Below are 11440 nucleotides of genomic sequence, written 5' to 3'. Positions count from 1 at the left end.
CTTTTCCATTATGTAAAGCTGGTCAGGTGCCCCCTGCCTTCAGGCGGGTGGCTTAAGGGGAACGCTAATGTGACCAGTCACCCTTGGTCAAGCAGAAAAGGTGTGATATATCCCTTTTCATTCCTGCTCCGGTCTTATGGAAAACCGACCCGCCATGACACGATCCCCTATTGCAGATGAACTTGAACGGCGCATGGCCCTGCTGGGGCTGACGCAGAAGGCGCTGGCCCGGAATGCGGGGGTGGGGGACACCTATGTGCGCGATATTCTGAAGGGAAAATCACGCAATCCGGGTGGGGAAAAGCTGGAACGTATTGCCGCGATTCTGGGCTGCACCGCGCGGGATCTGCTGTTTCCGCTACGCACGGGTCAGGCCCGACGGGACAGTGTGAGCACGGATGGCGGCTTTGACCGGCAGGGGGAAAGACAGGGCCTGATGGGCCGCGACTCTGATGGGCAGCAGGGCGCACGGGGCGAGGCTCTGCCCCCCTTGCGGCGGGAGGCCTGCGTGGGGGGCGGTGGAAGCCTCTCCCCCAGTGCCAATGCAAGCGGGAGTGGGAGTGGGAGTGTAAGTGTTGCCATCACGGGGGAAAGCCGGGGCACGACAAGCGGCTATGCCCCCGCCCCTGACCAACCCGATGTTACTGTTGAACTGAACCCGCCGGGGTATGTGGCGGTGCCTTTTATCTCGCTACGCGCAGGGATGGGCGGGTGCGGCTATGTGGAAGACCGGCTGCTGGGCCGCCCCAAATTTTTTGAGGAAGAATTTGTGCGCGGGGCCCTGCGCGCCCAGCCCGCTGATTTGCGGGTGATTGAGGTTGAAGGGCAATCCATGGAGCCGATGCTGCAAAATGGTGACATGGTGCTGGTGGATACGCGCAAGACATCCATTATCGAACCCGGCATTTTTGTGCTGTTTGATGGTGACGGCGTGGTGTGCAAGTGGGTGGAACGCGCGCATGAGGCCACGGAACCCATGATCCGGATCAAATCTGAAAACCCGCGCTTTTCCCCCTATGTGGTGCCAGCCGAGCAAGTGCAGGTGATTGGCCGCGTGGTGTGGTTTGCCCGGCGTCTGTGAGTGAAAAGCGCAGAAAACCAACACTAATCGTGTGCTTCATTGTATGTTAGAAATATTTTTAATTTATTTGTATAAGTAATATGTTTTTGTTAGTTTTTATCTGTATAAATTGTTTCTGTAATCAGTAACAATTTTTTCTATGAAATTTATTCAGATATTTTCTAAATTTTATTTTTTAAGGATTTATTAAAATTCGGTAAACAGACCATTTAGGTCTTGTTTTGTAAGTTTGAGCAAAATAAACAGCGTGCCGACTGTCCCTCATCACAGAATATTGAGCACTCTTTCTATGGCAACGACGACTCCAGCGTATACTAACGGTTCCCTTTATACTTGGGTTGGTGGCAAAAGCGGCAGTTGGAGCGATATTTCCAATTGGAAATATGATGGCCAGCCAGCGACTCATGCTCCTGATACCCAGACCAACAACGGCACCGTAGTCATTCCAAGCGGTGTGACTGTAACTATTCCTAGCACCGTGGCCACTTTGTCTGGTGTGAACATTGATGTTCAGGGAAAACTGACGATTGCCGCCGGCAGCAGCGCCTTGGCTGTTAATTCTTTGACTGTCGAAAATGGTGGCACGGCGCTTATTGAGCGGGCCATTACAGCCAACCAATCCTTTTCTGGCAAAAGTGGTTCGACCATTACTGTTCAGGGCGTTAATCAGGATTGGTCTGGCTACCCCGGCGTCAAACCTGATATTGCGTCAGGTGGCACACTGAATTTCGATAATTCGGCAATCACGCTTGGGTCAGTCAATGGAAGTGGTATTCAGGGGAATCTGAATATCTATAATGGTTCAGTTGTAAAAACAGCTGGCAACAGCACGACAATTACCGGCCCGATTACTGTTAGCGGTGCAGGCACGACGTTTACGGACAGCAGCCAGTTGCAATCCACCCTGACATTGAATGACGGGGCTACAGCAACAATTTCCAATTCTTACCCTACAGATGGCACCAAAGTTGTGTTTGGCACGGGCACAAATACGCTGATCCTGCCAAACAACGAGTATATGGCTAACAAACTCGTTCTGGCGAACCTGAAAGAGGGCGACAAGATTGGCGTTGATGGTCAGCCGGTTTCTACCGCAACCATGACGGCCAACAATATCAGCCTGACGACAAGCAGCGGGACCATTACCCCGAAAAGCGTCACGTATGATAGCTCCTACACTAACGCGCCGACGGGGAATGAATCTGTAGCCGTTGATGTTGAGAGCAATAACGGCGTGATTTGCTATCTGGCAGGCAGCATGATCCGCACGCCGGATGGGGATGTGGCGATTGAAAATCTGCGCGTGGGCGATGTGGTTCTGGCCTATGCCAACGGGCAGAGCGTCGCGCGTGACGTGATCTGGGCTGGCCGGAAGCACATGGCGGTGCAGACGCATCTACCAGAAGCGGACGCAGGCTATCCGGTGCGGGTGAAGGCCAATGCTATTGCGGACGGCGTGCCCTACAAAGACATGCTGATTACGCCTGAACATTGCCTGTTCCTGGACGGTGCGTTTGTGCCTGTGCGGATGCTGGTGAACGGTGGGTCCATTGCGTATGACCACACCATTACGGCGTATGACTATTATCATGTGGAAACACAGCAGCACTCCGTCATTATGGCAGACGGTGCCCTGACAGAAAGCTATCTGGACACGGGCAACCGTGGCAGCTTCCGTCAGGATGGCACAGTGGTAACGCTGGGTGGCCGTCACCTGAGCTGGGAGCACGATGCCGCAGCGCCCCTCGAAACAGCACAACCTGTGGTTGAAAAACTGTTCCATGCTCTGGCTGCACGGGCCGGGGTCGCAACCGGAACGCAGGCGCTGGTAGAAGACGATAACCTGCATCTGGTCACGGAAACCGGGGCTGTGGTGCGGAAGTTGCGCACACAGGCAGGCCGCGTCTCCTTCATGCTACCGCCGGGTGTGCAGAGCGTGACGGTGGTGTCGCGCTCCAGCAAACCCTGTGACGTGGTTGGCCCGTTTGTGAATGACCGCCGTATGCTGGGTGTGCAGATTGGGGCCGTGACCGCCATTAGCGCCACAGGCACACAGACATCGACCGCGCATTTGCAGGAACACGCTCTGGCTGGCTGGCACGGGATGGAAGCGGGAGCCTCTGCCCGCTGGACCAACGGACAGGCAACCCTGCCGCTGCATGGCCTGACGGGTGCGGGCATGACCATTCTGACGCTGGATGTTGTCTCTGCCGGGCCGTATCTGGCTGACACACCTGCCGTACAGCAGGACGTTCTGTGCGCCTGATGCCAAAAGCCGCTGCGGGCTGAGCGTATCGGCATAAACAGTGTCCCTGCACCACAGGGATAAGAAAGGACGGGCTACCCTATAATATATGGGGTGGCCCGTTTTTTTGTGCCTGAACACCGGACCGGCCGGGTTTGAGGCTCATTTAGCCGTGCCTATGTGTTCATGGTTTTCAGCCCGTGCCGTTGTGGCGCATAGGGCAGTTTGGACTGCCTGTTGCGGATGGTCAGGCTTAGACAGGGTTTGCCTTCTGGCTGATACAAAGGTGCTTCAGATGCTCCACCCTGCTCCTTCACCCCTCCCTCCGCCTGTGTTGCGGGATGACCTGCGGCATATGCCGCTGCCCGGCACCCTGCCCGCCAAACACGCCCAGACCGAGCAGGATTGCCGGACAGTGTTGCAGATTGCCCAGACCCTGCGTGAAACCGCGCACCAGATTGATCCTTTGGTGCAGGGGCTGTCATGCCGCACCCTGCCGCTGGCGGTGCTGGACTGTAGCGCCACCCTGACGGCCCTGTGCGAGGAACTGGAACAGGACGATATCAGTGTGATTCGGGACGCGGCCTTTCTGGTGTAAGCCTATGACCTGAACCCAAGGTTAAGGGGCGCACACAAGAGCGAAAGATGCAGGTGCCTTTTCCCTTCGTTATTTTACCGGAACTTTTTTAATCCTGATAAAATCTGTAAAAATCCTTCTTTTGGGGGTTGCCTTCCCTGCGGGATGCAGGAATGCTGCGGGGGAATATCGTGCCACCCCGGCCCGGTTGTTGTGCAAACCGACAGAGGGAAAGACCCGTATTGTGAAACGAAGAGATTTGTTTGCCGGGTCGTTGGCCCTTGGGGCTCTGGCCACCCGCAAAAGCTGGGCGTCTGTGCCAGAAGCCGCTGCTGCCCTGCGCCGCACGGCCCCTGCCGGGTCTATTCCGCATTTGCCGCCCATGCGGGTGCATATGGACCAGTTGACGGACATAAAGGTGTGTCTGCGCCCGTTCCGCCCCATGGGGCCGCGGCTGGATGTTGAAAAAATTGGCGATAAAACCGTCATTCATAACTACGGGCATGGCGGCAGCGGCTGGTCGTTATCGTGGGGGTCTGCCAACATTGCGGTAGGCAAGGCTGCGGCAACGCTGAAAGAGTCTGTGGCGGTTATTGGCTGTGGGGTTATCGGCCTGACCTCCGCCCTGACAGCCCAGCGGGCGGGGAAAACCGTTACCATCTATACCAAGGCGCTGCTGCCGCACACGCGGTCAGTCCGGGCCAACGGAAGCTGGACGCCAGACAGCCGCGTGGCGCTGACCAAACCGGCTGGCCCTGAATTTGCCGCCGTATGGGAACAGATGGCGCGCTATAGCTGGCGCACATACCGGGATTATCTGGGCCTGCCGGGAAACCCCATTGATTTCCGCGATAATTATTCGCTTTCAGATATTCCGTTTGACCAGCGGCATCTGCCACCGCCAGCACCGGGCGTGGGCGATTACAGCACCACTGGCAAACCGCAACACACATCAGAATTTGCCGATTATGGGGATCTGATTCGCGATATTATTCCCAACCCTGAAGATATTGACCCGAAGGACAACCCCTTCCCTGTGGCCCATGCGCGGCGGGCGAATATGATGATGTTCAATTTCGGGGCGTATGGGCATCTGCTGCTGTCTGAATTTTATCAGGCAGGCGGTAAGATTGTGATCCGCGAATTTCATAACCCCGCAGACCTGAAATCCCTGCCTGAAGATGTGATTATCAACTGCCCCGGCTATGCCGCCAGTGACTGGTGGCAGGACAAGACGCTTATCCCTGTTCGGGGCCAGACAAACTGGCTGCCCCCGCAGGCCGATGCCCTGTATGGTGTGGAATATCGGGGGGCGGCTCTGCTCTCCAAAACCGATGGGGTGATGGTTCAGGGGTTGGACTTCACCCACACACTTGGGGAAATGATTGGCGTGGGCAACAGTTTTGAACATGCTGACCGCAGCGAAGCCGAAAAGGCCATTGGCATTTTTGAAGACCTGTTTGCCCGCATGGGGAAGGAGCACGTCTGATGAAAAACGCTTCTAAGACGCACCCTGCCACAGCGCCACTGACTATGCTGACCCGTGGCGCGCTGACGGCACGCCTGGTGGGTGGGGCTTTTGTGGCCGCCCTTCTGCTGGCCCCGGCACTGACAAGCAGCCCAGCCCATGCCGCCCCGCACGGCCCGCGCGTGAAAAGCAGCACCAGTGCCGCCAATCTGCCCCCCGCCAGCTACACGGCGGAGCAGGCGCAGCGCGGTGCAGAAAGCTATAAGGAAGCCTGCGCCGTCTGCCACGGGCCAGCGTTGGCCGGTGCGTTTGACGCGCCATCGCTGACAGGGCGGCTGGTTGCCAACTGGTCTGACGGGCCGTTGGGCGACCTGTTCACCTATATGTCTGGCGCAATGCCGTTGTCCTCGCCCGGTGCTTTATCGGCGGAGGAAAATGCGGATATTCTGGCCTTCATTCTGCACGAAAATGGTGTAGCGGCAGGTAAAACACCCCTCCCCACCACGGCGGCCGCACTGGGCAAGGTGCGCTTCCCCAAAGTGGATGTGCAGAAGCTGACACCGGGCGGGAAGTAAAGGACCTAGTGTGAGATGGGATATAGAAACAAGTAGATTCTATCGTATTTAAAGTTTTTTATTATATCAAATATAGAAAAAGCGCATATCAGATTATGGTCTGTTCTGCGCTTTTTCTGTAATCAGTCGGTTTTTCCTTATAGGCGATGTGTTGATTTTGGGGCAGAGTGTTGGTCTGTTTTGACACATATTCCATTTGAGATCTGACATGGCTGATAGCTCTTCCTCATCCTCATCAACGGTTATTGTTTCTGGGGGTCAGGTTTCATCCGGACTTGTGATTACGGTGAACCAAACCCTGACCGTGATGTCTGGCGGGGTTGTCAGCAATACGCAGCTTGATCCGGCATTCGCGTATGCAAACAGTGACGACAACACATATGCAGCAGAAGAAGATGTGTATGGCAGCAGCATCGGGACCCAGATTAATGATGGAGACCAGGAAGTTTTCTCGGGCGGGGTAAGTATAAATACTACGGTAGGCAGTGGCGGAACATTAGAGGCCGACGCAGGCGCGACAGTCCGGGGCGCGCAGATTTTAAATGGCGGCCAGGCCAATATTGGCGAAGACTATAGTTCTGGTCTGGCCCCCACGCTGGCATCTGACATTACGGTGCATTCGGGTGGCGCTGTCTATGTGGATACAAATGCCACTGTCACCAACACGATTGTCAGCTCCGGCGGATATATGGAAGTGGATGATGCCGGGTCTGTGGCATCTGGTGTGACGGTGAAGTCTGGTGCTGTCTTTATTGCTGATTCCGGCACTGTTGCTGACAGTGTGACGGTTGAAAGCGGCGGCTTTTTTCTGGCGGAACCCGGCGCATCTGCCAGCAATATTACGGGTGCCAGCGCGGGCTATGTTATTCTGTCTGAGAATGATGATATTGTAGAAGTTGGTCTTACATCAAATAATGTTGCGTTTCAGTCTGTCACTCTGTCAGATTTTATCAAGGATGGTGATACGGAACCAACCCGCCTGCTGGTGACATCGGGTGCAACAATATACAGCGTCACGGCCACAACTGGCAACGCGTATGACCAGAACTCAATCGAGAATTACGGCACGCTTTCTACCATCACATTTTCTGGCAGCGCAACCGGGGGGCTGGGCGTTACCATCCACTCCGGCGGCAAACTGTTGGAAGGGGCGCTGTCCGCAACCGTTTCTGGTTCGGGGTATCAGTCAACCGAACTGAATGTTTATGTCTCAAGCGGCGGGTTTGTCGAAAATATCGACATGCATTCCGGCACAGGCATGACTATTGAAAGCGGCGCGCAGGTCAAAGCACTTTCAATTCAAAGTGGTGCGATTGTTCAGAACAGCTATCTGACATCGCAAAGCGAAATTGAAATAGAAGGCGGCACAGCCCGGTACAACACATTTTCAGATACAACCATCTGGCTGCGGGGCGGCGAGACCACATATGACACGTTCCAGTCAGGTGAGTTACTTAATATTCTGGACGGATCACCTGGCCCGGTAACCGTCAGCCATGACACCTTTAATAACGCGTCCGTTGCCGTCATGAAGTCGGCAGCATCGCCCACCACAACCATTGACCACAACACGTTTATTGGCAGCAGTGCCAATGTGTCACTTATGACGCCGGGTGTGGTGTTGTCCGCCAATACGTATATATCCGGGGCGTATCTGCTGATGCAGGACGCGGGTGACACCACCAGCTATGACACATTTCTGTCGGGCGCTACGGAAATAGTCGAAAGTGGTACATCGGCATCTTATCAAACCTTTTCCGCATCCGAGTTGGACATACGCGGTGGCAGTGTCTCCAATATTACCCTGAATGACAGTCAGCTTGGCATGAATGACGGTGCTGTGCTGAACAATGTTACGCTGACAGGCAATTCGGTTCTTGAACTTGCAAATGCGACACTGAACAATGTCTCGATTGAAAAAGGCACCATCCTTATTCCCCATTATGGAACTGACGGTCTGACTATTCAGGGGAACAAGCTGATTTACACGGTGCCGGGGACAGACACCGTGAACACCATAACCCTTACCGGTGCAGGGTCTGACTTCAAACTGGATGTGTATGGTGATGAAGACGACGGCGAATATATTATTGATGACGGAACGCCCTGTTACTGCCGTGGCACACTAATTGAAACCGATGCCGGAGACGTTCCGGTTGAAACACTTAAAATTGGTGACAAGGTCAAGACACGTCGTAATGGCTACCGGCCGGTAAAATGGATTGGCCGCCGTGCGTATTCGGGCCAGTTTGCCGCTGGCAACCGGGATGTTCTGCCAGTTGTGTTCAAAACCGGGTCTTTGGGTCGCTCGGCAACGGGACAGGCGCTTCCGTGGCAGGACCTTGCGGTTTCCCCACTGCATGCCATGTATCTGGACGGGGTGCTGGTTCCGGCTGTTCTGCTGGTCAATAATGACAGTATTGTGCAGGCCGAAGCCATGGATGAAGTGGCGTATTTCCATATTGAACTGGAAAGCCATGATATTCTGTTTGCCAATGGTGTAGAATCCGAATCCTTCATTGATGATGATTCACGCGGCATGTTTCATAATGCCGCAGAATATTCAGCCCTTTACCCTGATGCCAGACAATCCCCCGCCCGCTATTGCGCCCCACGGGTGGAACAGGGGCACATGCTAGAGGCTATTCGTCACCGGCTGAACCACGGCACAGTGGCCCCAAAGCCTGTTGAAAGACTGAATGGCTTTGTCGATACGGTCACGCGTCACACGGTTTGTGGCTGGGCCCGCACCCCAGGCAACGCGGCCCCTGTCAGCCTCCAGGTGCTGAGTAACGGTGTTGTTCTGGGCCACGTTGTCGCGAACCTTCCCCGCCCGGATGTGGGAAGTGCCTGCGGGTTTGTTTTTGAAATACCCGGCGGCCTGAACCCTGCCATTCGGCATGTGCTGGAGGTTCGGCGCATGGAAGATGCGGCCCCGGTGGGCAACAGCCCCTGGGTGCTGGATATGCCTGAACACCAACCCATGCAGGCCATTATTGCCCGTACCCCCACAACACCTTTGAACGGCTTTATTGACACTGTCTCCCATGACCGAATTGCGGGTTGGGCGCATAACCCGGCCCACCCCCATGAACCGGTTGCCCTGCAAATACTGGCTAACGGGCAGATTATCAGCACGCTGGTGGCCAATGCCTTACGCCCGGATGTGAAGCAGGCCGGGGCCTGCCCCACTGCACGGTGCGGGTTTGATGTGCTTCTGCCCGGCAGCCTGTCCCCCTTTACCAAACACGTTATTGAAATCCGGCGCGAACAGGACGGCGCATTGCTGGGTGCCCCACGGGTGCTGGAAACCGCAACCGTGTTTGACCAGACTATAGAAAAAGCGTTGGCCGATGCTGTGGCCGCCACTGCGGGCAAACCGCATCAGGACGATGTGCTGCATTTTCTGTTGGCGCAGGTTGACCGCCTGAAAGCAGCAAAGGCAGAGGAACAGAGCGGCAAGGCTGCCCGTGCTCTGGCCCGCACACAGCAGCGCCAGGGCCGCGACGTTGTGCTGCACAACCGTAACAAGCGTGTTCTGGTTATTGATACCCGCCAGCCTGATGCGCGGCGGGACGCCGGGTCTTGCGCCTTACTGTCGCATATGCGGGCGTTTGCCGCGTTAGGGTATGACGTCAGCTTTGCCGCGGCGGATCATATGGCTGGCGCGGCTGTGCTGCCCGATATGCCACAGGCGCAGGTGCTGGCAGCCCCGTTCTATTCCTCGATTGAAGATATCTTGCGGCAACAGCACGATAGTTTTGATGTCGTGTATTTGCATCGTGTTGATACGGCTGCGCGCTATGCAACACTGGCCCGGCAGTTTCAGAAACGCAGCAGAATACTCTACAGCGTTGCTGATCTGCACTGTGTCAGACTGGCCCGGCAGGCACAGGCCCAAAGCCGACCGGAACTGCTGGCACATGCCAAACAGGTGCGGCAGGCCGAATGTGCGGCCATGAGGCAGGCCGATTGCGTCATTACACATTCAGCGGATGAAGCCGCTCTGATTGCCCAGAACCTGCCGCAGAAAAGGGTGCAGGTGGTGCCTTGGGCGTATGCGACACGCAGCCGTGTCCCTGCATTTACCAAACGGCAGGGTGTGGTGTTTGTGGGTAACTACGCCCATGCCCCCAACCGGGATGCTGCGCTGTGGCTGGTCAAGAACATCATGCCGCGTGTATGGCAGCACGCCCCGCATATTGAGTGCAGCCTTGCCGGTGCAGACATGCCTGACAGCATCCACGCACTGGCGGGTAAACAGGTCCGGGTTCTGGGGCATGTGCCTGACCTGCAATCCCTGTTTGATGCAAGCCGCCTGAGCATTGCCCCGCTACGGTTTGGCGCAGGCATTAAAGGAAAAGTGCTGGATAGCCTTGCCGCGGGTCTGCCGTGCGTCATGACCCCGGTTGCTGCCGAAGGTCTTGACTTGCCTGATACTCTCACACGTCTGGTCGCGCACGATGCGGATGCACTGGCCGCACTCATTATTGCAGCGCATGAAGACAGTGCGCTGTATCAGCACACCTCAAAAGCCGGACGTGCCTATATGCGGGACCACTGGTCTGAACAGCAGGTGGAAAACAGCCTGACGATAGCTTTGGCACCACGCGCCGCGCAGATCCGCCAGGCAGGCTGAGGACAGAATTCCCAGCCGTTTCTGCCGCATGACTAACCCTTTCTGCTATGACGCTTGGTTGTACAGAAAGGGTTTTTCACACATGTCCGGGATTGATGATCTGACACGTGACAGGTGTTGGACGTGGAAGTTTGCCATAAGCGTCAAACATCTTCACACCAAAAATAACAACCATCAAAACAGCAACGCACTGAAAACCTATTATCATTTTGTTGAGCGCCCAGTTGCCAGATGCATCCAGGGCAAAAATGCGTATCTGTGCAGCACGCTCCTGTGCGATAAACAGATCCAGCTTTTCAGTGACGACATCTGGGTCAGTTTCGGTTTCCAGAATAGTTTCCCAAAACTTTCTCAGATTATCGACACGTTTTGATCTGAAAGTGGGGGGTGACGTGGCAAACATTCTGATAACTTCAAAAGCACCAAACAGGAATGTTCCACCTAAAATTCCACCTGACGCCATTTCTGCCTGATGCCTTAATGCGTCGGGCCACTGTTCAAGCTGATGCTGCATACACCAGGCGGCAATTCCTAAAATAAGCAGCCATAAAAACCCGCCAGTTGAAAACGCTATGCCCCTTGCTGACTCAAGAGAAATTTTTCCTGCATAGTCCTGCATATCTTCCATAAAATCTTTTGTGACAGAAAATGCGTCAGGGAATTTTGCTTGCACCTGTTGCAGCCAGTCCTGATCTTTTCCTGCACCATGAGAACGATAGCGACGTTCAAGCCATGACTGATATCGTGCAAAAACAGACATAATTTTTCCTTTCTGTTTGTCACACTTTTTCTGGCGTGAAAATTTGTTACAAAAACGGAAAATCATGAAAATATTAAGTTAAATTCTAATATTTT

General features: G+C 54.9%; 7 protein-coding genes. 6 read left to right on the top strand and 1 reads right to left on the bottom strand.

Annotation, left to right across the window (positions count from 1 at the left end; translation table 11 throughout):
- The first annotated feature begins 154 nt into the window (after window positions 1–154).
- The 6 genes from Abin_RS07225 (at window position 155) to Abin_RS07200 (ending at window position 10585) form a co-directional block, all read left to right on the top strand.
- Window positions 155–1081: a LexA family transcriptional regulator gene (locus tag Abin_RS07225; RefSeq protein WP_048845685.1), complete on the top strand. Its 927-nt coding sequence runs from the start codon at window positions 155–157 to the stop codon at window positions 1079–1081.
- A gap of 289 nt (window positions 1082–1370) precedes the next feature.
- A complete protein-coding gene (locus tag Abin_RS07220; RefSeq protein WP_048845684.1) occupies window positions 1371–3347 on the top strand; it encodes a Hint domain-containing protein in 1977 nt (658 codons plus the stop codon).
- Window positions 3348–3621: 274 nt separating this feature from the next.
- The gene (locus tag Abin_RS07215) at window positions 3622–3924 is read left to right on the top strand and encodes a hypothetical protein (RefSeq protein WP_146867691.1); all 303 of its coding nucleotides are present in this window, start codon (window positions 3622–3624) and stop codon (window positions 3922–3924) included.
- Window positions 3925–4147: 223 nt separating this feature from the next.
- The gene (locus tag Abin_RS07210) at window positions 4148–5392 is read left to right on the top strand and encodes an FAD-dependent oxidoreductase (protein WP_048845729.1); all 1245 of its coding nucleotides are present in this window, start codon (window positions 4148–4150) and stop codon (window positions 5390–5392) included.
- Window positions 5392–5946 (top strand): c-type cytochrome, encoded by a 555-nt coding sequence (locus Abin_RS07205; protein WP_052948189.1) that lies wholly within the window; start codon window positions 5392–5394, stop codon window positions 5944–5946. Before Abin_RS07210 ends, Abin_RS07205 begins: the two co-directional genes overlap by 1 nt.
- Window positions 5947–6154: 208 nt before the next feature.
- Window positions 6155–10585 carry a Hint domain-containing protein gene (locus tag Abin_RS07200; RefSeq protein ID WP_170237864.1) on the top strand — a complete coding sequence of 1477 codons (4431 nt, stop codon included), beginning with the start codon at window positions 6155–6157 and terminating at the stop codon, window positions 10583–10585.
- 76 nt (window positions 10586–10661) lie between these two features.
- On the opposite strand, the gene Abin_RS07195 is transcribed toward Abin_RS07200, so the two are convergent.
- Entirely contained in the window at window positions 10662–11345 is a 684-nt protein-coding gene (locus tag Abin_RS07195) for a hypothetical protein (RefSeq protein ID WP_146867690.1), read from the bottom strand.
- Window positions 11346–11440: the final 95 nt, after the last annotated feature.

The organism is Acetobacter indonesiensis (assembly GCF_000963945.1).
Classification (GTDB): domain Bacteria; phylum Pseudomonadota; class Alphaproteobacteria; order Acetobacterales; family Acetobacteraceae; genus Acetobacter; species Acetobacter indonesiensis.
This window is presented reverse-complemented; position numbering and strand designations above follow the sequence as displayed.

Bases quoted from the DNA above. Each gene is read 5' to 3' on its own strand.
- Abin_RS07225 (WP_048845685.1), top strand. From the start codon at position 155: ATGACACGATCCCCTATTGCAGATGAACTTGAACGGCGCATGGCCCTG.
- Abin_RS07205 (WP_052948189.1), top strand. From the start codon at position 5,392: ATGAAAAACGCTTCTAAGACGCACCCTGCCACAGCGCCACTGACTATG.
- Abin_RS07195 (WP_146867690.1), bottom strand. From the start codon at position 11,345: ATGTCTGTTTTTGCACGATATCAGTCATGGCTTGAACGTCGCTATCGT.
- Abin_RS07200 (WP_170237864.1), top strand. From the start codon at position 6,155: ATGGCTGATAGCTCTTCCTCATCCTCATCAACGGTTATTGTTTCTGGG.
- Abin_RS07220 (WP_048845684.1), top strand. From the start codon at position 1,371: ATGGCAACGACGACTCCAGCGTATACTAACGGTTCCCTTTATACTTGG.
- Abin_RS07215 (WP_146867691.1), top strand. From the start codon at position 3,622: ATGCTCCACCCTGCTCCTTCACCCCTCCCTCCGCCTGTGTTGCGGGAT.